This window comes from Sphingobacterium sp. Lzh-3 (assembly GCF_046764375.1).
Taxonomy (GTDB): domain Bacteria; phylum Bacteroidota; class Bacteroidia; order Sphingobacteriales; family Sphingobacteriaceae; genus Sphingobacterium.
Genome location: NZ_CP177226.1, coordinates 1,016,366 through 1,042,896 on the forward strand (window position 1 = coordinate 1,016,366; position 26,531 = coordinate 1,042,896).

Annotated in this window: 26 protein-coding genes; 13 read left to right on the plus strand and 13 right to left on the minus strand. The window is 39.1% G+C overall.

Annotated features, from left to right (window positions below):
* Window positions 1–77: 77 nt before the first annotated feature.
* The 4 genes from ACLCDV_RS04150 to ACLCDV_RS04165 form a co-directional block, all read right to left on the minus strand.
* On the minus strand, window positions 78–728 hold the full coding sequence (locus ACLCDV_RS04150) for a lipoprotein signal peptidase (protein WP_294184090.1): 651 nt from the start codon (window positions 726–728) through the stop codon (window positions 78–80).
* Window positions 729–783: 55 nt separating this feature from the next.
* A complete protein-coding gene (locus ACLCDV_RS04155; protein ID WP_046674049.1) occupies window positions 784–1,170 on the minus strand; it encodes a TraR/DksA family transcriptional regulator in 387 nt (128 codons plus the stop codon).
* A 3-nt stretch (window positions 1,171–1,173) separates the two neighbouring features.
* Complete coding sequence (ileS, locus tag ACLCDV_RS04160) at window positions 1,174–4,587, minus strand: isoleucine--tRNA ligase (protein WP_120333468.1); 3,414 nt, start codon at window positions 4,585–4,587, stop codon at window positions 1,174–1,176.
* A 213-nt stretch (window positions 4,588–4,800) separates the two neighbouring features.
* Window positions 4,801–5,151 (minus strand): HesB/IscA family protein, encoded by a 351-nt coding sequence (locus ACLCDV_RS04165; RefSeq protein ID WP_046674047.1) that lies wholly within the window; start codon window positions 5,149–5,151, stop codon window positions 4,801–4,803.
* Window positions 5,152–5,436: 285 nt separating this feature from the next.
* Between ACLCDV_RS04165 and glyA the strand changes: the two genes are divergently transcribed.
* The 8 genes from glyA (at window position 5,437) to purE (ending at window position 13,586) form a co-directional block, all read left to right on the plus strand.
* Entirely contained in the window at window positions 5,437–6,708 is a 1,272-nt protein-coding gene (gene glyA, locus ACLCDV_RS04170; protein ID WP_046674046.1) for a serine hydroxymethyltransferase, read from the plus strand.
* 529 nt (window positions 6,709–7,237) lie between these two features.
* Window positions 7,238–7,834 carry an RNA polymerase sigma factor gene (locus ACLCDV_RS04175; RefSeq protein WP_075991123.1) on the plus strand — a complete coding sequence of 199 codons (597 nt, stop codon included), beginning with the start codon at window positions 7,238–7,240 and terminating at the stop codon, window positions 7,832–7,834.
* A 459-nt stretch (window positions 7,835–8,293) separates the two neighbouring features.
* Window positions 8,294–8,989, plus strand: coding sequence for a zinc metallopeptidase (locus tag ACLCDV_RS04180; protein WP_411972963.1), 696 nt, complete (start codon window positions 8,294–8,296; stop codon window positions 8,987–8,989).
* 133 nt (window positions 8,990–9,122) lie between these two features.
* Window positions 9,123–10,463, plus strand: coding sequence for a signal recognition particle protein (gene ffh, locus ACLCDV_RS04185; RefSeq protein WP_046674043.1), 1,341 nt, complete (start codon window positions 9,123–9,125; stop codon window positions 10,461–10,463).
* Window positions 10,464–10,764: 301 nt separating this feature from the next.
* Entirely contained in the window at window positions 10,765–11,388 is a 624-nt protein-coding gene (locus ACLCDV_RS04190) for an NADH-quinone oxidoreductase subunit A (protein ID WP_411972964.1), read from the plus strand.
* A gap of 2 nt (window positions 11,389–11,390) precedes the next feature.
* Window positions 11,391–11,894 carry an NADH-quinone oxidoreductase subunit B gene (locus ACLCDV_RS04195; RefSeq protein WP_075991127.1) on the plus strand — a complete coding sequence of 168 codons (504 nt, stop codon included), beginning with the start codon at window positions 11,391–11,393 and terminating at the stop codon, window positions 11,892–11,894.
* Window positions 11,895–11,925: 31 nt separating this feature from the next.
* Window positions 11,926–13,068, plus strand: a complete 1,143-nt coding sequence (locus tag ACLCDV_RS04200; protein WP_317668353.1) for a 5-(carboxyamino)imidazole ribonucleotide synthase — start codon at window positions 11,926–11,928, stop codon at window positions 13,066–13,068.
* A gap of 8 nt (window positions 13,069–13,076) precedes the next feature.
* On the plus strand, window positions 13,077–13,586 hold the full coding sequence (gene purE, locus ACLCDV_RS04205) for a 5-(carboxyamino)imidazole ribonucleotide mutase (RefSeq protein ID WP_088160297.1): 510 nt from the start codon (window positions 13,077–13,079) through the stop codon (window positions 13,584–13,586).
* A 44-nt stretch (window positions 13,587–13,630) separates the two neighbouring features.
* On the opposite strand, the gene ACLCDV_RS04210 is transcribed toward purE, so the two are convergent.
* From ACLCDV_RS04210 to bshA, 4 genes are all read right to left on the minus strand, one after another.
* Complete coding sequence (locus tag ACLCDV_RS04210; RefSeq protein WP_317668352.1) at window positions 13,631–14,614, minus strand: sugar phosphate isomerase/epimerase; 984 nt, start codon at window positions 14,612–14,614, stop codon at window positions 13,631–13,633.
* Window positions 14,615–14,841: 227 nt separating this feature from the next.
* On the minus strand, window positions 14,842–15,405 hold the full coding sequence (gene frr, locus ACLCDV_RS04215) for a ribosome recycling factor (protein WP_317668351.1): 564 nt from the start codon (window positions 15,403–15,405) through the stop codon (window positions 14,842–14,844).
* 29 nt (window positions 15,406–15,434) lie between these two features.
* Complete coding sequence (gene pyrH, locus ACLCDV_RS04220; protein ID WP_411972965.1) at window positions 15,435–16,139, minus strand: UMP kinase; 705 nt, start codon at window positions 16,137–16,139, stop codon at window positions 15,435–15,437.
* Window positions 16,140–16,213: 74 nt separating this feature from the next.
* Window positions 16,214–17,356 (minus strand): N-acetyl-alpha-D-glucosaminyl L-malate synthase BshA, encoded by a 1,143-nt coding sequence (gene bshA, locus ACLCDV_RS04225; protein WP_317668350.1) that lies wholly within the window; start codon window positions 17,354–17,356, stop codon window positions 16,214–16,216.
* Between the two features lie 351 nt (window positions 17,357–17,707).
* On the opposite strand from bshA, the gene ACLCDV_RS04230 reads away from it, so the two are divergent.
* From ACLCDV_RS04230 to ACLCDV_RS04250, 5 genes are all read left to right on the plus strand, one after another.
* Window positions 17,708–18,427, plus strand: coding sequence for a DUF1003 domain-containing protein (locus tag ACLCDV_RS04230; protein WP_411972966.1), 720 nt, complete (start codon window positions 17,708–17,710; stop codon window positions 18,425–18,427).
* Window positions 18,424–18,828 (plus strand): alternative ribosome rescue aminoacyl-tRNA hydrolase ArfB, encoded by a 405-nt coding sequence (arfB, locus tag ACLCDV_RS04235; RefSeq protein WP_411972967.1) that lies wholly within the window; start codon window positions 18,424–18,426, stop codon window positions 18,826–18,828. The genes ACLCDV_RS04230 and arfB overlap by 4 nt, the downstream gene beginning before the upstream one ends.
* Before the next feature lie 150 nt (window positions 18,829–18,978).
* Window positions 18,979–19,347 (plus strand): BlaI/MecI/CopY family transcriptional regulator, encoded by a 369-nt coding sequence (locus ACLCDV_RS04240; RefSeq protein ID WP_317668347.1) that lies wholly within the window; start codon window positions 18,979–18,981, stop codon window positions 19,345–19,347.
* Window positions 19,348–19,377: 30 nt separating this feature from the next.
* Window positions 19,378–21,111 carry an energy transducer TonB gene (locus ACLCDV_RS04245; RefSeq protein ID WP_411972968.1) on the plus strand — a complete coding sequence of 578 codons (1,734 nt, stop codon included), beginning with the start codon at window positions 19,378–19,380 and terminating at the stop codon, window positions 21,109–21,111.
* A 16-nt stretch (window positions 21,112–21,127) separates the two neighbouring features.
* The gene (locus tag ACLCDV_RS04250; RefSeq protein WP_317668345.1) at window positions 21,128–22,018 is read left to right on the plus strand and encodes a hypothetical protein; all 891 of its coding nucleotides are present in this window, start codon (window positions 21,128–21,130) and stop codon (window positions 22,016–22,018) included.
* Between the two features lie 22 nt (window positions 22,019–22,040).
* On the opposite strand, the gene ACLCDV_RS04255 is transcribed toward ACLCDV_RS04250, so the two are convergent.
* The 5 genes from ACLCDV_RS04255 to tatC all read right to left on the minus strand — a co-directional run bounded on the left by ACLCDV_RS04255 (window position 22,041) and on the right by tatC (window position 26,495).
* Entirely contained in the window at window positions 22,041–22,331 is a 291-nt protein-coding gene (locus ACLCDV_RS04255; RefSeq protein WP_317668344.1) for a chaperone modulator CbpM, read from the minus strand.
* A 4-nt stretch (window positions 22,332–22,335) separates the two neighbouring features.
* Window positions 22,336–23,268, minus strand: coding sequence for a J domain-containing protein (locus ACLCDV_RS04260; protein WP_317668343.1), 933 nt, complete (start codon window positions 23,266–23,268; stop codon window positions 22,336–22,338).
* Window positions 23,269–23,422: 154 nt separating this feature from the next.
* Window positions 23,423–24,997 carry a M28 family peptidase gene (locus ACLCDV_RS04265; protein WP_411972969.1) on the minus strand — a complete coding sequence of 525 codons (1,575 nt, stop codon included), beginning with the start codon at window positions 24,995–24,997 and terminating at the stop codon, window positions 23,423–23,425.
* Window positions 24,998–25,175: 178 nt separating this feature from the next.
* A complete protein-coding gene (rpiB, locus tag ACLCDV_RS04270) occupies window positions 25,176–25,622 on the minus strand; it encodes a ribose 5-phosphate isomerase B (protein WP_411972970.1) in 447 nt (148 codons plus the stop codon).
* A gap of 12 nt (window positions 25,623–25,634) precedes the next feature.
* A complete protein-coding gene (tatC, locus tag ACLCDV_RS04275) occupies window positions 25,635–26,495 on the minus strand; it encodes a twin-arginine translocase subunit TatC (protein WP_317668341.1) in 861 nt (286 codons plus the stop codon).
* Window positions 26,496–26,531 lie beyond the last annotated feature (36 nt).

The window sequence follows — 26,531 nt, forward strand, 5'->3', positions numbered from 1 at the left end:
GTTTAGATAGTTGTATTGGGTTATATGTACAAAAAAATAAAAGCCTTGAGATTAACAAGGCTTTTAGGGATATTTCGTTAATCTTCAACGATTTCACTGTGGATGCTGGATTTCTCTTCTTTTTCTGTTTTGAAATACCGTTTTTGAAATAACAGGATCAAAACCACCCCAACAGAAATTGCCGAGTCGGCAATGTTGAATACGGGTCGGAAGAAGAGAAACTCTTCACCGCCCCAAAAGGGTACCCAAGAAGGGAAGTTGCCTTGAATTAATGGGAAATAAAGCATATCGACTACTTTTCCGTGCAGGAAGGAAGAATAACCACCACCTGCGGGGAATAAACTCGCTTTATCATACCAGGTACTTTCACTAAAGATGACACCGTAAAAAGCAGAATCGATGATATTTCCTAAGGCACCGGCAAGAATTAGGGCAACATTTAGGATGAAACCACGGTTATATTTATTTTTGATCATGTAATGTAGGCCGTATCCAATACCAGCTACGGCTAAAATACGAAATACCGTCAAAAATAATTTTCCATAATCACCGCCAAATTCCATTCCATAGGCCATTCCATTGTTTTCAATAAAATGAATCTGGAAAAATTTGCCCAATACATGGTGGCTTTGTCCAATTGTCATTGTGAGCTTAACCCATATTTTTGACAATTGATCTATTAAAAGTATCGCTATAATGAGCGCGATCGGTTTCGTATAACCCTTCATTGTGTTATAAAAATGGTCTTTGCCTAAGCAAAGACCATATATTTAATGCCTAAAATTAATATTGTTTGTTTTTCGCTTCGATGCTCAACGTTGTATGTGGAACAGCTTTCAAACGTTCTTTTTGAATCAGTTTTCCGGTCTCTCTACAGATACCATACGTTTTGTTCTCGATGCGCACCAACGCCGCTTCTAGGTTGTCGATAAATTTCTTTTGACGAGCAGCCAATTGATTTGTTTGCTCTTTCTCTAAAGTAGCTGAACCGTCTTCCAATGTCTTGTACGTTCCAGCAGTATCGTCGGTACCATTAGCATTACTGTTATTGAGCGTTGCGGTCAACGAGGAAAGCTCTTCTTTTGCTATTCTAAGCTTGTCCAAGATAATATCTTTGAATTCTTGTAATTCTGAATCGCTATAGCGTGTTTTCTCGTTGTTGTTTGCCATAATTTAATTTTTTTGGATTAATGCCTTAAGTTCTTTGCCATCGATCTCGATGGTCTCTCCTTCAGTTAGTGAATCTTCAAATACCAATGAATCGGCCAGAATTTCGGTGCAAATATACGATAAATTTTCGTTGGCAGCATTGACCACTTCTGAAGCAGCTGTTAACTTTACGTTAATTCTATCAGTGACTTCTAATCCTTTATCCTTCCTTAGATTTTGTAGGCGGTTGATCAATTCTCTTGACAAACCTTCTTTTTTCAATTCTTCGGTGATATGTACATCTAATGCTACGGTCAATTTACCTAGATTTGCTACCTGCCATCCTTCAACGTCTTCTGCTATAATTTCTACATCGCTCAGTAAAATCGTATATGGCGTGCCTGCTAGGGCCAATTCGCCTGTTGATTCCAACGTGCTGATTTGATCTATAGTCAACGATTGGATAGACGAAGAAACTAACTTCATATCCTTACCAACTTTCGCGCCAAGAGCTTTGAAATTTGGTTTTATTTTTTTCTTAATAATACCAGTGGTATCTGTAATGAACTCGATATCTTTGATATTGGTTTCAGAAAGTATCAGATCTTTTACTTTCTCTACCTTTTCTTGGAAAGCACTATCCAGTACCGGAACCAAAATTTTGTTTAATGGTTGACGTACATTGATGGAAGTTTTCTTCCGTAAAGAAAGTGTCAGCGATGAGATATCCTGCGCTAAAGCCATGCGTTCTTCCAGATCTTTATCGACTAGACTTTCATTATAAACCGGGAAATTCGCCAGGTGAACAGATTCAACTTGTTCCTTGTTCGTGGCTGAATTCAAATCCAGGAATAATCTATCCGAGAAGAAAGGTGATATTGGCGACATTAATTTCGCAATCGTATCAAGACAGGTATAAAGTGTTTGATAGGCCGAAATTTTATCTTCTGTATAATCTCCTTTCCAGAAACGACGACGGCAAAGACGGACATACCAGTTGCTGAGATGTTCATCAACAAAGTTTTGAATAGCGCGCGCGGCCTTTGTAGGCTCGTAATCCGCTAAGTATTCATCTACTTCCTTGGTCAACGAATTTAACAAGGAGATAATCCAGCGGTCAATTTCAGGACGTTTTTCCAAAGCAATATCTGGTTCTGAATACGAGAACTTATCGATATTGGCATACAATGCAAAAAAAGCGTAGGTATTATATAAAGTACCAAAGAATTTACGACGGACTTCATCCAACCCTTCCATATTGAATTTAAGGTTGTCCCATGGTGCGGCATTACTGATCATGTACCAGCGTGTTGCATCGGCACTGTATTGATCGATCGTTGAGAATGGATCAACACCATTGCCTAGGCGTTTGGACATCTTATTTCCATTTTTATCCAACACCAAGCCATTGGAAACCACGTTTTTGAAGGAAACCGATTTATACATCATCGTAGAAATCGCATGCAAGGTGAAAAACCAACCCCGTGTTTGATCAACTCCTTCAGCGATAAAATCTGCCGGGTATGCATGATCGAATCCAGCTTTAAAAGGAAACTCTTCGCCTTTGGCTAATTTTTCGTGATCCAATCCCCATTGCGCATAAGGCATTGCCCCCGAATCAAACCAGACGTCGATCAGATCAGGTTCGCGGAATAATTTTTGTCCGGCATCAGAAACAAGAACGATATCGTCCACATATGGACGGTGAAGATCCAGTTGCTCGGTGTCGAATTTATCCAAGTAAGCTTTATTCTTCGCTTTTTCATCGTCAGACAAAACATCAGAGGTCAAAGAAGCTTCCAATAAAGACTTTAATTCAGGTAAGGAACCGATACAAACCTCTTCATTTTCGTCTTCTGAACGCCAGATAGGAAGTGGAGTTCCCCAGTAACGCGAACGCGAAAGGTTCCAGTCTACTAAGTTTTCTAACCAGTTTCCAAAGCGGCCGGTACCGGTTGCTTCAGGTTTCCAGTTGATGGTTTTATTTAATGCAACCAAATCTTCCTTCACTGCTGTCGTGCGGATAAACCAGCTATCTAATGGATAGTATAGAACAGGTTTGTCGGTACGCCAACAATGTGGATAGGTATGCTCATATTTTTTGACATCGAAAGCTTTGTTGTCCTCTTTTAGTTTGATAGAGATCAACACGTCTGTGGGTTTGAAGTCTTCTTTTGAACGTTCCTCAGCGCTGTAATATTCCTCTTTGACAAATCTTCCGGCAAAATCTGTGATTTCACTTACAAAACGTCCAGTACGGTCAACAGTAGGTACCTCTTTTCCATTTTCATCTTTCACCAAGATGCCCGGTACACCATGTTCTTTTGCTACACGAAAGTCATCCGCACCATAAGTAGGAGCAGCGTGGACGATACCGGTACCGTCTTCAGTCGTAACAAAGTCGCCTGGAATAACGCGGAAAGCATTTTCTTGTAAGTCCTCGTTGGTGATATAGGGTAACAATTGCTCATAGCGCAAGCCAACAAGCTCTTCGCCTACAAATTCTGCTGCCAGCTCCCAGGGAATTACTTTGTCGCCCAATTTATAGTCTTGGAAGGATGCATTTTCTCCTTCCGCTTTAAAATGTTTGCTGATCAAATCTTTCGCTAATACGACAGATACAGGAGCACCGGTATATTTATTGAAAGTTCGGATCTTAACATAATTTATTTTCTTGCCTACAACCAAGGCTGTGTTGGACGGCAAAGTCCATGGCGTGGTCGTCCAGGCAATGAATGCTACATCCTCCGCATCGTCGTCAACTAATTTTTCTATAGCTGGGTGAAGCTGACTTTTGATCAGTCTAAATTCTGCAACGATGGTGGTATCTTTAACATCTTTATAGGTGCCGGGCTGGTTAAGTTCATGCGAACTCAATCCTGTACCTGCTGCCGGAGAGTAAGGTTGTATCGTATAACCCTTGTACAAAAGACCTTTTTTGTAAAGTTCTTTCAATAAATACCATAAGGTTTCGATGTATTCATTCTTGTAAGTAATATAAGGATGTTCAAGGTCAACCCAATAGCCCATTTTGGTGGTTAGGTCATTCCATACATCGGTATATTTCATTACCTCCTTGCGACAAGCGTCATTATATTGTTCTACGGTAATCTTTTTGCCGATATCCTCTTTTGTGATTCCAAGAGCTTTTTCGACAGCAAGTTCAATGGGCAGACCATGGGTATCCCAGCCGCCTTTTCGTTTCACTTGGTAACCTTTCAAAGTCTTGTAACGACAGAAAATATCCTTAATCGTACGTGCCATCACGTGGTGAATTCCAGGCATTCCATTTGCAGAAGGCGGACCTTCAAAAAATGTATAGGTCTTGCTTTCAGGACGATTATTGATACTTTTTTCGAATATTTTTTCCTGTTCCCAACGGGTCAAAATCTCTTTACCTATCTCGGGTAAATTTAACTGCTTATATTCTTTGTACATCAGACTGTTGTATGCTTCTTTTCTAAAGGTCGCTAATTTAGTGATTTATGATGGAAAATGAAAGAGGGCTTTGTTGTGCTTATATCATTAAATCGAGGTTGAACTTTTTGAAATCTTCACTCGATCAACTGGCGAAAATGATGGAAGCATCTGCTACGACAAAGGGACTACCTATGGCAGTCCCTTTGTTATTTCATTCGTGCTGAAATTCAGTTATGCTGAAAAACTGCTTCCGCAACCGCAGGTACTTGTTGCATTGGGATTATTGAATGTGAAGCCCCTTGCATCGAGTCCCGATTTGAAGTCGATTTCCATACCGGCAAGATAGAGGCCATGTGCTTTGTTCATAAAGATGCGAATTCCTTGAATTTCGTATTCGTTATCGCCGTCCTTTTTCTGGTCAAAGCCCAAGATATAACTCATACCGGAACAACCACCGCCTTCAACACCGACACGTAAACCAAAATCATCAGAGATTTCTTGTTGATCCTTTAATTTATTTAGTTCTTTGATTGCCCCTTCTGTTAAAGAAACAGGAGCAACTGCTGTATGTTCTGTACTCATTGTAATAGTGTTTTAGCCAATCCAATACAAAAATACATTTTTTTAATGGCAAATTGCTTGACCGGGATTTTTTGACATTTTCGAAACATTCAATTCTTCGTACGCTTATTCGGTCCGATAGCACCATAAAATGATCTTGGCCTAATTAGGTAATTCGCATAAATAAGGCTGTTTTTCTAAGAACATTTAATTAAATAGGACTTTTTGTCGATATTCTTTATGGAATATGCTATCTTTGAGGCATTAAAATAAACTACAAAATTTACTTTACAACATTTAAAAACAATGGAAAGAGATCAAGCCATTTTTAATTTAATAGCTGATGAGCTTAAACGCCAAGAAGAAGGTATTGAATTAATTGCTTCAGAAAACTTTGTTTCAAAACAAGTGATGGAAGCTGCTGGTTCAGTGTTGACAAATAAATATGCAGAAGGCCTCCCAGGAAAACGTTACTATGGAGGTTGTGAAGTTGTGGATGAGATTGAAACCATCGCAATTGATCGTGCAAAACAATTATTTGGCGCAGAATGGGTAAATGTTCAGCCTCACTCTGGTGCTCAAGCAAATGCGGCTGTTTTTTTGGCGACAATCAAACCTGGCGACAAAATTTTAGGTCTTGATTTATCTCACGGTGGTCACTTGACACACGGTTCACCAGCGAACTTATCTGGTAAGATCTATCAACCATTATTTTATGGTGTAAAAGAAGATACAGGCCTAATTGACTACGAGCAATTGGAAGAAACAGCGCTTCGTGAAAAACCAAAGATGATCATCTGTGGTGCTTCGGCTTATTCTCGCGATTGGGATTACGCGCGCATTCGTAAAGTTGCTGACGAAATTGGTGCTATCGTAATGGCTGATATTTCTCACCCTGCAGGTTTAATCGCTCGTGGTTTATTGAATGATCCACTTCCACATTGCCATATCGTTACGACAACGACACACAAAACGCTTCGTGGTCCACGTGGTGGTATGATTATGGTCGGTAAAGATTTTGAAAATCCATGGGGTATCAAAACACCTAAAGGTGAAATCCGTACAATCACGCAATTATTGGATTTAGCTGTATTCCCAGGTACACAAGGTGGTCCTTTGGAGCATACAATTGCAGCGAAAGCAATCGCTTACGGTGAGGCTTTATCCGATGAGTATATGGAATATATCGTTCAGGTAAAGAAAAATGCAGCTGCATTGGCACAATTCTTTGTAGAAAGAGATTACAAGATCATCTCGGGTGGTACAGACAATCACTTGATGTTGGTGGATCTTCGCAACAAAGATATTTCTGGTAAAGAAGCGGAAGCTGTATTAGGTAAAGCCGGTATCACAACAAATAAAAACATGGTTCCTTTCGACACACGTTCTCCTTTTGTGACTTCAGGTGTACGTTTTGGTACTGCTGCAATTACAACACGTGGTATTAAAGAGAATGAAATTATACAAATCGGCGAATTGATCGATGAGGCATTGAAAAATGCATCTAACGATGCTCAACTGGATTTGATCCATGGTAAAGTAAAAGCAATGATGGCTGAGTTCCCATTGTATAAATAAGGAATTCCCCTAGGAATAAAAAAAAGCGGAATCACCGATGCGGTGGTTCCGCTTTTTTATTTACAGCTATTTTCAGCGTAACATGTATGGTATACGTCCGTACCAATTTAACTTGTCACGGGAATTATATAAGAACCTGATCCGTATTTTATACGGTTTAAATAGGGGCTCATCCGAATGAGGTCCCTATGAGGTCCCTATTAACTCCCTATAAAGTTCGGATTAAATAATGCCTCATTGGCGTGTTGTCTTTCTCATGTACAACTGCTGGTTCCAGCTTGTTTCGGAGGGATTAGGAGAATTGCCTTAAGAGCTCGGTTTGGAAATGTGAGGCAGATAACTTATTTTTAAATGTTAAAAAACCTTAAAATAAATTGTAATAATTTGATTACTCATTTATTTTGCGGTAATTTGGTTTTAGATTAATTGATTGTTTTACAATAAGAAAGGATAGTTTATACGGCAAACATTTACATTTTAACACAGAACTGATAATTTATTTGCGAACTGCTAAAAAAGTAAGTGACGTATGAGACTTCTAAAAGGTAAAAGCGATCAAGAGTTGATCCAAATGTATGTCGGTGGCCAAGAGTCCGGTCTAGAGGCATTGTTGAATCGATATAAATCGAAAATATATACTTCCATATATATGAAAGTAAAAGATGAATATCTTGCTGAAGATATTTTCCAGGAGACTTTCATTAAAATCATCAACACATTAAAATCCGGTAAATATAATGAAGAGGGTAAGTTTTTACCTTGGGCTATTCGTATAGCACACAATATGATTGTTGACTTTTTTAGGAAAGCAAAACGTGCTCCAAATATTGTGAATGCGGATGGCTTTGATATTTTTGAGGTGCTCGAATTTAGTGATGAAAGCGCAGAGTCAAAAATGCTCAAACAACAGGTTGATGTTGATCTTAAGAAAATGATCCAAAAACTTCCGGACGATCAAAAAGAGGTGCTCATTATGCGGCACTTTTGTGATATGAGTTTTAAAGATATTGCGGAAATAACCGAAGTAAGTATTAATACTGCTCTGGGGAGAATGCGCTACGCATTGAGCAATTTACGTAAGATGATTGAAGGTACCGATCTTACCCTGCAAATGGGCTATTTATAATAAAAATGGGCGTTACAAAACGCCCATTTTTATTTATATTCAAATGGGATCACAGGGAGTTTCGCTGTTTTTGTATTTTGCCACCCTGTGTTTATAACAAGGCAATGCTACAATTCTTTGCGCATCCTATATTCAAAAGCCATTTCTTTAAATAATCTCCCTGATCGAACTTAAAATAACTGCGCGCCTTCAGAAATGACCGGTGGGTATACGTATTGAATTCTTGTTAATCAGTTTGAATTCTTGTTAATCAGTGTAAGTGTTTCGTTGCATCGTAGCCAAAAGCAAGGTTATTTGTCCAATTATTATGGTAATTATGTCATGTGGAGATCAGAAGAACCTGTTCTTTTTGTCAGGTCGAAGACTTTTTTTATCTTAGAAATTTATGCATACGCCTTTTTTCAACGATTGGAATAAGGTTTGATAGTCATATTATAACTATAAAACGATTGAATAGCTATGTACTTGATTTTATTTATTGGAATAATGGTGGTAAGCCTAATTGTCCAAACAAGATTCAAAAACAAATTTAAGAAATACTCCGAGATGCCTTTGAGCAACGGGATGTCTGGAGCTGAGATTGCGCAAAAAATGTTAAATGATAACGGTATATATGATGTAAAGGTATTGTCTATCCCAGATCGTTTGGGAGATCATTATAATCCGTCAGATAAAACCGTTAATTTAAGTCCTGAAGTTTACAGTGGTCGCAGTGTTGCAGCGGCAGCGGTAGCGGCGCACGAATGTGGTCATGCTGTGCAGCATGCTAAAGCCTATAAATGGTTGGGATTCCGTTCGGCAATGGTACCGATGGTGAATGCGGCTTCCAAATTGACATCATGGGTATTGATGCTGGGCGTTATGCTGTTTGCTTTTTCTAAAGGTGGTAATCCATGGCTTTTAGCTGTTGGAGTTGGGGCGCTGGCTATAACGACCTTATTTTCTTTTATCACCTTGCCTGTCGAGTTTGATGCGTCTAACCGTGCGCTGGAATGGTTAAACCATGCTGGTGTAACCTATAATGGTGAGGAGCATGACGGTGCAAAAGATGCTTTGAAATGGGCAGCGATGACGTATGTTGTAGCAGCGTTAAGTGCGTTGGTAACACTTTTATACTATGCATCGATTTTATTCGGTGGCCGTAGAAGTGATTAAATACGGGTATTGTAACTTTATCCTACAAAAATGCGATTATTTTTTATAGTCGCATTTTTTATGGTGTGTTAATGAGGTTACTATAGACAATTTTTTTAACTTTGCTGTTTATATAGAATAAGATTCAGATTTTATGTTTTCAAATCTTCAAGATAAGTTAGATAGGGCCTTTAAAGTATTAAAAGGACAAGGTAGTATTACCGAGATCAACGTTGCAGAAACGATGAAAGAAATTCGCAAAGCGTTGTTGGATGCCGATGTGAATTATAAAACTGCCAAAACTTTTACCGACGATGTTAAACAAAAAGCTTTAGGCGAAAATGTACTGACAAGTATTTCCCCGGGCCAATTGTTGACGAAGATCATGAATGATGAGTTGACGGCTTTGATGGGCGGATCTGTTACAGAGCTTGAGACTGGAAAAAATCCGACAGTCATTTTAATTGCGGGTTTGAATGGTGCTGGTAAAACAACCTTCTCAGGTAAGTTGGCCTTGTACCTTAAAGATAAAAAGAATAAAAAACCATTATTGGTGGCTGGTGACGTTTATCGTCCTGCAGCGATCGATCAATTGGAAGTGCTCGCGGAACAAGTGGGCGTACCAGTGTATGTGAATCGTGAATCTAACGATCCTATTGCGATTGCCAAAGCCGGTGTGGAAGAAGCAAAACGTAATGGAAATAACGTCGTAATCATCGATACAGCTGGTCGTTTGGCGATCGATGAGCCTTTAATGGTAGAGATTACAGCCGTTAAAGAAGCGACAAAACCAGACGAAATCCTATTTGTTGTGGATTCAATGACTGGTCAAGATGCCGTGAATACAGCTAAAACGTTCAACGACCGTCTGGACTTTACAGGTGTAGTATTGACTAAGTTGGATGGTGATACACGCGGTGGTGCTGCATTATCGATTAAATCTGTCGTTAATAAGCCCATTAAGTTTATTGGTACAGGTGAAAAGATGGATGCATTGGATGTATTCCACCCCGATCGGATGGCATCCCGTATTTTGGGTATGGGTGACGTCGTATCCTTAGTAGAACGTGCGCAGCAACAGTTTGACGAGAAGCAAGCTGCAGAGCTCCAAAAGAAAATCCGTAAGAATAAATTCGATTTCAACGATTTTAAATCCCAGATTCAACAAATCAAGAAAATGGGTAATATGAAAGACCTCATGGGAATGATCCCTGGTGTTGGTAAAGCAATGAAAGATATTGAAGTAGATGACAATGCTTTCAAACCCATTGAAGCGATTATCGATTCCATGACACCTTTTGAACGCGAAAATCCGGATGTTATTGATCAAAAACGTCGTTTACGTATTGCGAAAGGATCAGGTACTGATATTAACGAAGTGAATAAGTTATTGAAACAATTTGGTGATATGCGCAAAGTCATGAAGCAGATGTCTAATCCAGCTATGGCAGCTAAATTGATGCGTAATATGCCCAAAATGCCAGGAAAAATGTAATTTTTAGAGAATAGTTACATCATAAGAAGGGCATCGTTTTATACGATGCCCTATTTTTTTTTCTGAAAGTGTCTGGTCTTATTGGCCAGAAAGAACCTTCAGTCGGCTTTCATTGTTTTTGGTGTCTAAGAAGCCATGCAGGTTTTGATCATTGCATTGCCTTTTTGATTAATTTTTTCGGTTCTACTATGCGCTGTGGATGATGAATCTAGGTTTCTTGCGGACAGGATACTGGTGGTTGATTCCGTAAATTCGAACTGTTTTTAAAGAAATAATTTGTAATTTCAAGTTCCGCACCCGAGTGAACGAAATATTTGTTAAATTTGTAATTATTATGGATGACCCCGCGCAATTATCGGAATACGGCAAAATCCTTATCATTCTTCTGATAGGGGCGCTGTTAGTCTGTGCGACCATTTTTCTTGCACGTTTAATCTCTCCGAAAAAGAATAATCCCATCAAATCTGGTACCTACGAATGTGGAGAGGATCCCATTGGTTCTTCTTGGGTTCAGTTTAATCCACGGTTTTATGTGATCGCCCTCGTATTTTTACTTTTTGATGTGGAGCTTATTTTTATTTTTCCATGGGCCACTGTATTTGGACAGTCCGAATATATTGCAGCAGATGGAAGATGGGGGTGGTTTACCATGATAGAAATGGCTATGTTCATTGGTATTTTAATTCTAGGATTGGTTTTTGTCTGGAAAAAGGGTGATCTAGAATGGGTTAAACCGAATGTGTCCTTACCTAAAGTTCCTGTACCTATCCCGGATAGCGCCTATGCAAGCCTGAATAGCAAGATTTATCAGGTGCGTGATTATGCACTGGTTGTAGATGAAACTGTCGCGCACAAAACAACGGTAGATGAACAGGTGTCGACGCCGAAACCAGCCTTTAAACCTCGATTTAAAAAACCTGAGTAAGCATGAGTTTAGATAGTCAATTGCAGAATAATGGTGTTATTGTTGCCAAATTAGATGATTTGCTGAATTGGGCAAGATTATCTTCGATGTGGCCTATGAGCTTTGGTATTGCTTGCTGTGCCATTGAAATGATGGGGGCAATGGCTTCAACTTACGATTTAGATCGGATGGGCGTATTTCCAAGGCCTTCTCCAAGGCAATCCGATGTGATCATCATTGCTGGAACGGTTACCTTTAAGATGGCCGATCGTATCAAGAAACTATATGAACAGATGCCCGATCCTAAATATGTTATTTCGATGGGCTCTTGTTCCAACTGTGGTGGTCCCTATTGGCAGCATGGCTATCATGTGGTCAAGGGGGTAGATCGCGTTATCCCTGTGGATGTTTATGTCCAGGGATGTCCACCACGTCCAGAGGCACTAATTGGTGCTTTTATTGAATTGCAAAAAAAGATAGACAAAGAAAGCTTGTTAGGTGAGCAATTGTTCAACGGAAAAGCTTAAAAAATAAATTTTATAAGATTTTAAATCAATTATGGCAAAAGATTTTTATGGTGAATTGCAATTGGGTATTCTTGGCGGTGGTCAACTGGGAAGAATGCTCATCCAGGAAGCCATTAATTACAATGTAAATGTTCATGTATTGGACCCGGATAAGAATGCTCCTTGTCGTAAGTTGTGCAATAAATTTGAATGTGGTTCATTGGGCGATTTTGAAACGGTCTATAATTTCGGTAAGGATTTGGACATGATCACGATCGAGATCGAGAAGGTGAATGTAGATGCTTTGGAGAAACTGGAAGGCGAGGGAGTAATCGTGTACCCGCAATCACGTATCATTCGTCTGATTCAAGATAAAGGTCTACAAAAGCAATTTTTTAAACAAAACGATATACCAACGTCGGCGTTTCAATTGATATCCAATAAGGATAATTTAGTAAATGCCTCGTTAAACTTACCGTATATCCAGAAATTACGTAAGGATGGATATGATGGAAAAGGGGTGAAGAAGATTGTTACCCAACAGGATATACAAGAGGCGTTCGAAGAAGCTAGCTTAATTGAAGAATGGGTAGATTTTGAAAAGGAAATTGCGGTCATTGTTGCCCGGAATGATAAGGGTGAGGTGTCTACATTTCCAATGGTGGAGATGGAATTTAATCCTCAGGCTAACTTGGTGGAATTTTTGATTGCGCCGTCTTTGTATGGTGTAGAGATTCAACAACGCGCGGAGGCGATAGCAAAAAAGATTGCCGATGATTTGCAGATCGTAGGTATATTGGCTGTAGAGATGTTCCTAACGAAAAATGGTGATATTCTGGTCAACGAATTGGCTCCGCGCCCGCATAATAGTGGTCATCAGACAATAGAGGGTAACTATGTGTCGCAATTTGCTCAACACTTAAGGGCTATATTCAATCTACCGTTAGGTGATACCAGATGCAGAACGAATGCCGTTATGATTAACCTTTTGGGGGAAGCCGGTTATGAAGGGTTGGCTAAGTATGAGGGGGTTGAAGAGGTGCTGGCTATGGAAGGTGTATATATCCATCTGTATGGTAAGAAATATACAAAGCCATTCCGCAAAATGGGCCATGTTTGTATCATCAATGATGATCGGGAGAAAGCGATCTCCAACGCAAGAAAAGTACAAGAAATATTAAAAGTTAAAGCTTAAACAATACTATGTCAGTCAATAATAAGGCCCAGGTAGGCATTATCATGGGAAGCAAATCAGACCTTCCTGTTATGCAGGATGCTATAGATGTGCTCAAAGCCCTTGGAGTGGAATTTGAGGTAACGATCGTCTCAGCACATCGTACACCACAACGTATGTTTGATTATGCGAAAAATGCAGCATTTCGTGGTTTGAAAGTTATTATTGCTGGAGCTGGTGGTGCGGCGCATTTGCCAGGAATGGTCGCTTCTATTACACATTTACCTGTAATAGGCGTGCCTGTAAAATCATCAAATTCCATTGATGGATGGGACTCGGTACTTTCTATTCTTCAGATGCCCAATGGTATTCCTGTAGCAACTGTCGCTTTAAATGCGGCGAAGAATGCAGGTATATTGGCTGCTCAGATTCTTGGTACACATGATGAAACAATCAGCAAGAATATCATCGAATTTAAAGAAGAGTTGGCGAGAAAAGTAATCGAGACCGCAGTGGAGGTAGAAGATACCGAATTTTAAGTTGACAATCTCACAAAATAAAAAAGGGAGCATTGCTCCCTTTTTTATTTTGTAAGATTTGTCTGAACATAATCGTAGCTCTTTTTAAGACTTTCCATCTTATTGGGCATATAAATATTATCTTGTTCAACAAAAGCATATTTAAGTCCTGATTTGCTCTTTTCTTTAACAATTTCAGGGAAATTGATGCTTCCGGTTCCCACTTCGGTATATTTGATATCGTTGAAGATTTGTTCGATAGGCAATTTTCCATCTTTAGGCCATTCAATAGGATTGGATTTTGTTTTATCCATATCTTTAACGTGCCAAAGTTTAAAGCGGTTGGGGAATTTTTCAAACAAAGCTATCGGGTTTTTACCCGCTTTTTCTGCCCAGAAAAGGTCTAATTCAAAATCGACCAAGTCGGGTTCGGTGAATGCTAACATAACCTCTTCACCCGTCGTATTATTGCCTAGATCCCTAAATTCCCAGAAATGGTTGTGATAAGCAACTTTTAAACCTAATTTTTTAGCCTGTTCACCAGCCTTATTCAATTGCTCTGCAGCATAGAGATAATCGTCTTTTTTCAATGCATTCAGATCAAACATCGGTGTTACAGGAGCAATTACATATTCTTGACCAAGTTCTTTTGCTGCATCAAAATAAACCGCAAGATCCTCTTTGTCGGTATGAGCTTTACTAAGGTATTTGGACATATCATAATGGCCTGAATGTGTTTTTAGACCGTTATCATCCAATATTTTCTTCAACTCTTTGTAGGGTAATTTCCAGAACTGTTTGGCTGTGGCGTCTATGCCATAGAGCTCAACATGTTTATACCCAATTTTGGCAATTTGTTCCAGAGATCCTTTCGGATCTTTATCCATTAAATCACGAATGGAATAGAGCTGCACGCCTATATTCTGTAATGGATTGTCGCTGATTGCTCCGGCTTTATTTTGACAAGATATAAAGTTGGGCACCAGATAAGCTGCCGAAAGACCTATTCCAGCTTGCTTTAAAAATTGACGGCGAGAATTGTTCATCATATAATTGATTACTTGTTAGTGTACAATGTACAATTATTTGTTCAGAAATCAATGGTGTAACAAGGAATATTTTTGAAGAGTATGTTGATTTTATTAACGATAAAATCTTCGGAGAGCCAAGCTATTGTATGTCGGTAAGTGCCCGTTTTAAGGGGAGTAGGGAGGTCTTTATACCAAAAAAAGGTCTGAATATTTTTCAGACCTTTTTTCTATTCAAGTAGGAAAACTTAAACAGTCATGATATCTTTTTCTTTCAGTTCAGCCAATTTATCAACTTTTACAATGAATGCATCCGTTAATTTTTGAACCTCACCTTCAGCAGTTTTGATCTCATCTTCAGAAGCGCCGTCATTTTTTAATTTTTTGATGGATTCGTTTGTATCTTTACGGATATTACGAATACCAATACGGCCTCTTTCAGTTTCTTCTTTTACTTTCTTAACCAAATCACGTCTTCTTTCTTCTGTCAAAGGAGGGATATTCAGACGAATAACGATGCCGTCATTCTGTGGGTTAATTCCTAGGTTAGCGTCTGTGATAGCTTTTTCAATTGCGTTGATGAGCGATTTTTCCCAAGGTTGGATAACAATAGTCCGTGCATCAGTTGTATTGATGTTGGCCACTTGTGAAAGCGGAGTGGCGCTGCCATAATAGTCTACTGAAATTCCATCTAACATAGATGGAGAAGCTTTACCCGCACGAATTTTAGTTAATTCGGATTCGGTGTGAGCAACTGCTTTGGACATCTTGTCTTTACAATCGTCCAATTCAATTGAAATTAGTTCGTTCATATAAGATTACGTTTTTTACAGATTTAAAATTATTTAACCACAGTTCCGACATGTTCACCATTGGCAAGTTTTAATAAATTGCCTGGTTTGTTCATATCAAATACGATGATCGGTAATTTGTTTTCTTGACAAAGGGTAAAGGCAGTCATATCCATGACATTTAATCCTTTCTCATAAACCTCTGTGAATGATATTTCTTCAAATTTTGTTGCACTAGGATCTTTTTCAGGATCTGCAGTATAGATACCATCTACACGTGTTCCTTTCAATACCGCATCGGCATTGATCTCAATTGCACGCAAGGATGCTGCAGTATCTGTGGTGAAATATGGATTTCCAGTACCAGCTCCGAAAATAACAATACGGCCTTTTTCCAGGTGGCGAACGGCTCTTCTACGAATAAAAGGTTCACAAATTTGCTCCATTTTGATCGCAGTAAGCAAACGTGTCTTTTTCCCAACTTTCTCAAGCGCATCTTGAAGAGCCATGCTGTTGATGACTGTGGCAAGCATGCCCATATAGTCTGCTTGAACACGGTCCATGCCTGATTTTTCAGCGCTTAGACCACGGTATATATTACCGCCACCGATAACAATTGCAATTTCTAAACCTCGATCGTGAATTTCTTTGATATCATTAGCGTATTGTGATACACGGTTAATATCGATACCATAGCTTTGGTCACCCATTAAGGATTCACCGCTAAGTTTTAATAAGATACGTTTGTATTTCATAATTGTTTTTTTGGAAATTTTCCAAAGGTCAAAGATAAAATATTTTTTTTATCCCTTAAGCCTTAAAGTGATATTTATTGTGCTTTTATTGTTTGATTGATGACTTCTTGATAATACTGCTCATACAAAGGCATAATATTAGACAATTGGAATTTTTTTGCATGATTTAATGCTGCTTCTTTAAATTTCTCTAAGCGCTCTCCATCTTCCAGGATATAAATCGAGTTTTTTGCCATATCATCAACATCACCCACCGCACTCAGAAATCCAGTGACACCGTTTTCATTCAGTTCAGGTAAACCTCCGGTATTGGAAGAGATGACCGGAACTTGACAGGCCATGGCTTCTAGGGCTGCAAGACCGAAGCTTTCCGAGCTAGAAGGCATCAGAAAGAGATCTGATACAGACAATATTTCTTCCACTGCGTCTTGTTTCCCCAAGAAACGGACGTCTTTGCATACATCAAGTTCTCTGGATAGCTCCTCTGCATTTCGACGCTCGGGACCATCACCTACCATTAATAATTTGGAAGGGATTACATCATGTACTTTCTTAAAAATACGAATAACATCTTCCGTATTCTTAACTTTTCTAAAGTTGGAGGTATGAACCAATATACGTTCATTGCCCGGTGCAATGGCTTTTTTGAAATGTGACCGATCTTTATTGCTGAACCTATCCAGATCAATAAAGTTTGGGATCACTTTGATGTCTCGGGTAATGTCAAAGTATTGGAGCGTTTGATCTTTCAGATTCTGTGATACCGCAGTTACGCCATCGGATTGATTGATGGAGAATGTAACAACAGGACTAAAACTCTTGTCTTTACCAACCAGTGTAATATCTGTACCATGTAAGGTGGTCACTACGGGAATATTAATGCCATACGTAGTGAGTAAAATTTGTTTTGCCATAAATGCCGCTGATGCGTGTGGAATGGCATAGTGCACATGGATCAAATCCAACTTTTCGAAACGAACTACATCAACCAATTTGCTGGCTAATGCAGATTCATAGGGTAGAAAATCAAAAAGGGGGTACTGTGAAACAGCTACCTCATGGTAGTATAGGTTTTCAGAGAAGAAATCCAGACGTGCGGGTTGTCGGTAGGTGATAAAATGGATCTCATGTCCATTAGCGGCCAAAGCCTTTCCTAGTTCGGTTGCAACTACACCACTTCCACCAAAGGTGGGATAACAAACAATTCCTATTTTCATCTGCGTAATTATGTCTGAGCGTATATTTTTAATGGCATCCCGTAAGAAGCGCTGTTTAATTTTGTTTAAAGGTTTCCAGGAACCTCGTGTTAGTATTCTGTGTGTTGTCGTCTAAGACATCTGATGCCTATCGCATATAAGCTATCGTGCTCGTGAAGCACGGACGATGTTATTTAGCTTAACAATTGTCTTCTTAAGATGATAACATGAAAATTAGGATACTTACTCCTGAATTTTGTGTTGCAAATTTCGACTATTTATGCGTAAAATAACAAAAACCAATTGCCATAGTTTTGTGAATTTTTTGAATGCTTAAAAAACATTATCTTTAAATACATATTTAATCAGTATATGGAGAACTTCGTCAGTGCTATTTCAGGACAAGAATTTCCTGTAGAACAACGTATTTTGGGTGCTTCGATTCGACAGCCCATTTTTAAGCTGATCAAAAAGGAATATCCAAGTTTTAGTAAGGATAAATATATTGCAGCTACGGAGTTGATGAAATATAAAGAAGCTTATATAGCCGAATTTCTAAAAGATGAATTCGGGCAATTAAGCCAATTGGATCAGCAAGTGATCGATAGTTTTAGGGAAAATAGAGTAATCAGCGCAAGTTTGGATGGTGATAACAAAGAATGTTTAACCCTGGGAGAACGGGTTGCAGACAAAGTAGCTGAGTTTGGCGGAAGCTGGACCTTTATTATTTCCTTTATGCTGTTTTTAGTCGTTTGGATTGCAGCGAATATCTATTGGTTGAACAATAAAGGATTTGATCCTTACCCTTTTATTTTGCTTAATCTTATTTTGTCCTGTGTAGCTGCTTTACAGGCTCCCGTTATCATGATGAGTCAAAATCGGCAAGAAGACAAAGACCGTGAGCGTGCTCGAAACGATTATGTCGTCAATTTGAAGGCTGAACTCGAAATTAGGGAATTGCATGAGAAAATAGATCATCTTATTATTCGCAAAGAACAGGAACTGGTTGAGGTACAGCGGGATCAAGTGGAGAAATTGGGGTTCCTATTAAAAAAGATGGAAAAAATAGAAGAAGCATTTAAAGATAAATGAATTTAGAAAGTGTAATAGGAGAACTTACGTTTAAGTTTTCCAGGTCGGGCGGAGCAGGGGGACAACATGTAAACAAGGTGTCATCCAAAGTATTGCTGCAGTGGGATGTAGCGCTTTCGACAGCTGTTTCTGTCGAAGAAAAAGCGATGATTTTCACCGTGTTGACAAACCGTATAAATAAAGAAGGAATACTGCAACTGGAATGCGATATTGACCGGTCGCAGATCCGCAATAAAGAAATCGCAATCGATCGCTTTACGCGTATATTGACGGCCGCACTTGTGCCAGCAAAACCTCGTAAGAAAACCAAAACTCCGTATTCGAGTGTTCTCAAAAGGCTGGATCGAAAGAAACAACAGTCGCAATTGAAAGCTTCAAGGAAAAAGAATTTCGATGAATAAATATGACAATATTTCGTATTGAAAAAAAATAATACACTGATTATCAGTTTATTGATTATTAAACTAATTTATTAGTTGTTAAACTATGTTTTTAGTTATAACTTGTCTATTGATTTATTATTCAGGTATTTATTTTATTCTTGAGGAGTTATGGAGGATTTTAAAGAGTTAACGAAAGCTGAGGAGCAGATTATGCAAGAGCTCTGGGAGATGGGCCGTGGCTTTGTCAAAGAGATTATTGATCGACTTTCGGAACCGAAACCGGCTTACAATACGGTCTCGACCATCGTTCGTATTCTTGAAACAAAGGGCTTTGTAACGCATGAATCTTTTGGGAAAAGTCATCGATATTTACCAAAGATTTCAAAAGAGGAATATAAGAAAGGTATTACAGGTAAGTTATTAACCAATTATTTTGATAATTCGCCCAAAAGTATGCTCTCTTATTTTTTGGAAGAGAACAGATTGGACATCAAAGAACTTGATGACATCTTGTCCATCATCGAACGTAATAAATAACAACCAATCCTCTTTTATAAACTTTTGATTATGATTTACTTATTGATTGTCAATATTTCATTGATTATCAGTTTTGTGCTCTACAAACTGATTTTTAGAAAACTTACTTTTTTTCAGTGGAATCGGATCTATCTGATTGGAATGGTTGCATTCTCTTTATTAGCTCCCGTGGGTATTTTTATTGAATTGCCCAAGACAGAGATGATTTCCAATCATATTCCACAGGTCGATTTAGGAACATATATGGATGTCGAAATCGGGAGCCCGATCGAAGAAAAACCTCTTTTTCTATTGGATATTCTTACCAAGATCTATTGGATAGGAGTGGGCGTCGCCTTTTTTTTCCTGGTGGTGCGCATCAGGCAACTTGTTCGAGTATTGCGCTCTTCTCCTGAATACCTGAGTTTTTCTTTTTTTAATAGGATCGTGATTGGAAAATCGATTAAAAACAAGGAGAATATTGCATGGCATGAGCAGGTCCATACTGCGCAGGGGCATTCCTACGATTTGGTGTTGATTGAGCTGCTGAAAATTTTTAATTGGTTCAATCCTGTTGTGTATTTCTTTCAAAAAGAAATCAGGTTTCAACACGAGTATATTGTAGATGAAATTTGCTCGACCGATAAAGTGGCTTATGCAGAAATGCTGGTTGCTCATGCATTACGTACAGATCAATTGGCTTTTTCACATGAGTTTTCCAACCATTCTTTTTTAAAGCAGCGCATCACGATGTTATTTAAAGTTAAATCTGTACAGAGACAACGCTTGTTATATGTGATTGTGTTGCCCATGCTATTGGTGGTATCGGGGTCTACGTTGGTCTTTAATACGAGTAGGGCCAAGGATATGGTAGCAGATGTTGAAGAAAGCGTCAATAGGTTAACTGTGATTGATGAGCAGACATTATCGAAACAACCTGAGGAGTTAAAAAACGAACAGGTAAATGAAGACAGGAAGGTCTACAAAGATCCGGAGGTATTGGCTATTCCAGTTGGAGGAATGAAAAAGTATGTCATGGGATTGGCCAGTAGAATCCAGGTGAGTGATGAAGCAATCAAGAATAATGTGATCGGGGTAATTGTTATCACAGCCATCGTGGAGAAAAACGGTGATTTGAGTCATATAAAGGCTAAGAATGATTTGGGCTATGGCCTGGCATCAGCTGTGGAAAATGCTGTAAAAGCAAGTGGGAAATGGAAACCTGCAATCGTCAATGGAAAGGTCGTTCGATCGCTGCTTTCCTTGCCCGTTACCGTTGGCGGAAAAACAACTTATTTTTGGGAGGAAACCGACACATTGGGCAGAAAGGCTCGGATGTCATCTCATTCATTCCCAGGTGCTGAACCTGGTGAAGACACAGAAAAACAACTCAAGGAAGTAAAATCGATAAGGACAGAAGATGAGCGCGACCGCTGGAATCTTTCGTTGGATTTTCAGTCCGATTTAGTAACTTTTGATAAAGTTGAGGTGCAACCAACACCTATTGGGGGAATGCGATCTTTTATGATTTGGGTAGGCGATAATTTTGTTTTTCCTGAAGCAGCAATTAAACGGGAGGTTATTGGTATTGTTGAAGTGGCTTTTATTGTCGAAAAGGATGGTAGTTTATCCCATGTTGATGTAAAAAAAGATCTTGGTTATGGAACCAAAGAGGCGGCATTGGAGCTCCTAAAAGGTGCGAAAAAATGGAAACCGGGATTAGTCAACGGTAAACCGGTACGCGTGGCTTACACATTGCCGATTCGTTTAAATTTAAAGAAGTAAAGATTAGATCATAAATATGCAGAGCAGATTCATTCAAATTTTCTATTTTATTGTGGTTGTGGCCATGCTTTCTTCCTGTAAGTCCTATAAAGTAGTTCCCAACGGTTTTGCAGTACAAGGAGATGAGTATTTTGTTAATATAAACAAAGAGCTCACGGTATTCCTCGGGGATGATATTATGGAAAGCAAAAATTGGCAGGGCAATTCGAGTCCGATTAATGCACATCAGGTTGACCTTCGATTTCGTCGTGTATTGCGTTATTTACGTTATTCAGATACAGCTTATCAAGTGTTGTTTTCTGGACATCTGGAAGGAAAATATCAGTATGATATGCTTGCTGTAGTGAACAACTCGCCAAATATAAAAGGAAAGAAAAACCATTTACTTGATCTAAGTTCTTTTCAACGGGAGCAGAATAAAGAAGGACGATATTTTTATACGACTACAACTTTTAAGGGACAAAAGCTGCTTCATTTTGTAATTCCTTTTAATGGACGACTTTGGCAGGAGAAAATGGTGTCTCTTATCTTTCTCGTACCCGAGGATTTTACCGACATTGCGTGGGCAAAGGATGTAGTCATGTCGAATGTTGCTATGTATCGCGATCGTTATAAATTTACCCCGAGCCGCACAGAGATTTTATGCCCTGATGATGGTAGTAGCCGTTCGCATTTGGATTATAAAATCCCTGAAGAAAAGGTGAATAAAACAGGCTATATGTTAATGAAAGCTTATGGTGAAGTTGACGGAGAACGAAAACTGGTTGTTTACCGCGTGATGAAGCCCGGTGATTTTTATGGGTCCTTTGTGACCTGCAAAGGAGATTATGAAATTCTGTATACCACATTGCAAGACAAAATTGTTTGGCAGACTAAGGTGAATACAGAGCGGGATGTCGAATTCTAAAGAATAAATTGAAAGCCTTGGATCAATAATCCAGGGCTTTCAATTTATTCTTTAAATGCAAAATTTCATTTTGGAGCTGTTCGACTTTCTCCAATAGATGGCTGGCCACCTGAATTCCAGCAGGATTTACTTCAAGGTCATAATAGAGATTCGAAAAGCGTTCCAACTTTTGGAGTTCTTCTTCATCGATATATTGTTCTTCCTGTTGAATTACGATGTGTATGAGCCCATATTCCTCCATGGTTTGCAGAAACGTTGTTTCAACCTTTCTGGACTGGCAGAAGTCGATGACTTTAATGAGTGTCGTTTCCATAAGATTATTGTTTTAAATCCTTCAACTGTTGGAACAATGCCTTTTCTTCGGCAGATAGATTATTGGGCATTTGGATATTCAATGTGACATAAAGGTCGCCAAATTCACCTTCCTTGCGGTATAAGGGGAATCCTTTTCCTTTAAGTCGCATTTTTGCGCCATTTTGACTTTCGGCTTTAATTTTCAGTTTAACTTTTCCACCGAACGTATCTAAGGTCACTTCGCCGCCTAAAATAGCTGTATAGAGGTCTACATCAAGTGTAGTGTATAAGTCATTCCCCTGGCGTTTAAAACGGGCATCTGGTATGATATTAATTGTGATATAGAGATCTCCCTTTGGCCCCCCGTTGATGCCCTCACTGCCATATCCTTTCAGTTTGATTTTCTGACCATCCTCCACTCCAGCATGAATCGTGATGCGGATACTTTTTCCATTGATATTGAAGGTCTGTTGATGTGTCGTGTAAGCTTCTTGTAAAGTTAAGCTGAGCTCGGCATTAAAGTCCTGTCCACGAAATGTACTTTGGCGACCTCCCCCGCGTCTGCTGCCAAACATCTGTTCGAAGAAATCCGAGAATTGCCCATCATCAAAGTTTCCGGTGTACTCGTGGGAGCCGCCGCTACCAAATGGATTTCCCCCAGCTCCGAATGGGTTTCCTCCGGTGGATTGGGACTGACGGTATTGTTGTTGCGCTTTTTCATACTCCTCTCCATGTTGCCAATGTTCACCGTATTGGTCATATTTTTTGCGCTTTTCGGGATCGGATAATACTTCATTTGCCTCATTAATCTCCTGAAATCGTTGTTTGGCCTCATTGTCATTGGGGTTGACATCAGGGTGGTATTTACGGGCTAGTTTTCGATATGCTTTTTTGATCTCATCAGCTGAAGCTGTTTTATCAATGCCAAGCACTTTATAGTAATCTACAAAAGCCATAAATTATACTTGTTTTGTATTAAAGATAACAATAATTGTGGATAAAAGGTTTATGCTAAAGGTCATTTTAATACATAAAAAAGCAAGTAAACAATCATTTACTTGCTTTTTTATATAGTATAAAGTAATCCTTTTTACAAGCGATAATTTGACCTTACTCTTTATTATTGTCAACCACCAGGCGATTTTCCCGATTGGCTATTTGCCATGCGGTGTAAAATGCGAGCTTTTCACGTTTAACCATCAATGGAAAGTCGATCTTGTCATAGGTATCCGCAGGTGTGTGATAGTCCGGATGCAAGCCCGAAAAGTAAAATACAGATGGTATACCTTTCTTGGCGAAGTTATAATGATCGGAGCGATAGTAGAGGCGCATAGGATCCTTTGGATTGTCATACATATAGTCAATCTCCAGTTTCGTATGTTTTTCATTCTCATTTTTATTGATCTGATATAACTCCGAGCTCAATTTATCTGAACCGATCGCATGGATATAATCGTGATTACCTTTGAGATGTTTGTCGTCAACACGGCCAATCATATCAATATTAATGCAGGCAACGGTGTTTTTCAATGGAAATATGGGATTTTCTGTATAGAATTTGGAACCCAGTAAACCTTTTTCTTCTGCCGCATAGGTGATGAACAAAATACTGCGTCGTGGACCATTTCCGGTCGATTTGGCTTTAGAAAAAGCGCGTGCCAATTCAAGGACGGCTGTTGTGCCCGAGGCATTGTCATCGGCCCCAAAGAAGATATTTCCTTTGGAATCCATTCCATCGTGGTCATAGTGGCCTCCGATCACAACGATTTCGTCTTTTTTATCTGTTCCTTCCAGGTAGCCAAGAATATTAGGATCGGCTAATGGAGCCGCATTGGTGCCAAACTCAGCTTTAAAATTTGTTGAAATAGCAAAGGAATTTGGTTGTCCCGTACGATTAATTTTTGCAACCACAGTAGCAAGATTGGTTCTCGCCAGGTTTAGAATATAATTTGCTGCATGGTCTGTAATATTGACCACAGGGATCATGGGTGACTTTTCCGGCGCAGGTTGATCCACCGTCAAATTATAACGGCCCTCAATAGCACGGTCTCCTGCATCCTCCAAAAGTTGAGACAGCTGACTATTAATGGCTAGTACCATTTTGGGACTGTGTTTAAGGATTTCCTTGACTTTTTTATTTCGGGTTGTTGCCCAGTCCGAAGCAGTCTTTTTGCTGGTAATCCATGAATTCCCTTTCTCATCTGTTGGCTCATTCTCATTGATCAGCATAACGATCTTATTATGGAGATCCATGCCTGAGATATCCGAATACTTGGGATCATCTATCCCATAGCCAATAAACACAATTTCATTGCTTTCGAAGAACTTGTTCTCATTGTTACCAATGACAAAAATGTCCTTACCATGTTGGAAGGGTCTATCGTTAATACTAAATTGCTTTACCTTAAAGCTGTTACGAATAAGCTGCAGGGGTTGGAAATAGGATCCATTGACGGGCGCACTGAGACCATATTTTTTAAATTCATTGGCAATATATTCAGCTGCCAAGCGACCACCTTTTTGTCCAGTTCCTCTGCCTTCGAAATCGACAGAGGCTAAAGTGCGTAGATGCTTTTGGGTAGATTCTACGGTGATTTCCTCCGCATATTTACTGTTTACGTCCTGTGCTTGTGCACAGCTCATCAGGGAGCATGCGATCCAAAGCAGGTTGTATATTTTCTTCATTGTTTATTTTTACTAGTGCGACTTTCAGCGCTTTATTTTATCATTTTAATCGACCCAATCAGACGGGTGCCAACTGTCTAATTCGTCTAATAGGTGTCGGTATCTGTACAAGATATAAAAAAAAGCGGATGAAAAGTGTTATTTACCTTTCATCCGCTTCTTAAAATATGTTAATTTATTAACAGCTACAAGCTATTTTGTTAACGCGGTTGGCGTGACGGCCACCCTCGAATTCCGTATTCATAAATGTATTGACGATCTTTTTAGCAAGGTCAAGATCAATAAAACGTGCTGGGATACAGACCACGTTAGCATCGTTGTGCTGACGGGCCAAAGCAGATATTTCTTCCAACCAACAGATAGCAGCACGGATATTTTGGTGTTTATTTGCTGTGATCGCAACTCCATTTGCACTTCCACAAATTAAGACTCCGGCATCAGCTTCTTTATTTTCTACTGCTGATGCTACTGGGTGTGCGAAATCTGGATAGTCAACTGAATCTGGAGAGTTTGTACCAAAGTCTGTTACTTCATAACCCAGTTCATTCAAAAAACTTACCAAAGCTGTTTTATATTCAAAACCGGCATGGTCGCTTCCAATCGCAATTCTCTTTACGCTGCTCATTTTATTGTTATTTTATTTTTCTTGTGCTAATTTTTTTCTTTTGACATCCGCAGAAACCATGATACTGATTTCATATAATAAGAACATTGGCGCTGCAACGGTCAACATCGTGATAATATCTGCAGAAGGTGTAATGACAGCGGCTATCACTAAAATAATTACAGTTGCATAACGACGGCTGGCCCGCATAAATTCAGGTGTCATAATGCCTATTTTAGAGAGAATAAATACCAATATTGGAAGTAGGAAAACAATCCCACAACCCAATGTTAATGTTGCTATCGTAGAAAGGTAATTATCAATAGTGATCTGGTTGACGATTTCATCACTTAGGGATACATTTGCCAGAAAGTTGATGGATAATGGCACAACGATGTAATATCCGAATAGCGCTCCTAAAATAAACAATAAAGACGAGTAAAATACAAACCCACGTGCTGAGCGTCTTTCTACATCTGTCAATGCTGGTTTTACAAATAACCAGATTTCAAAAAGAAGGTAGGGAAATCCCATCATCAAAGCCATCAATAAACAGGAGTTTATCTGAAGCATAAACTGACCTGCTAGTTCAGTATTGATGATATTAAAAGGAATTTTCTTCACACAGAAATCTGCCAAATTGAAAGCATCTGCAGCCTTACACATCATACGATACGTCCAAAAATTTAGATTCTTTGGGCCCATGATGATATCGTTGAATACGAAATCGTAGAATGTAAAGGCAATACCTGCAAAGATACAGATCGCAATTGCTGAACGCACTAGATGCCATCTTAAAACCTCAAGGTGGTCGAAAAAGGACATTTCTGCTTCTAAATTCTTCCCTTTATCTTTAATAGCTTGTATAAGATCTTTCGAATTAGGTGTACTCATAAAAATTGTTTGGAAACAAAAATACCATTCTTATTG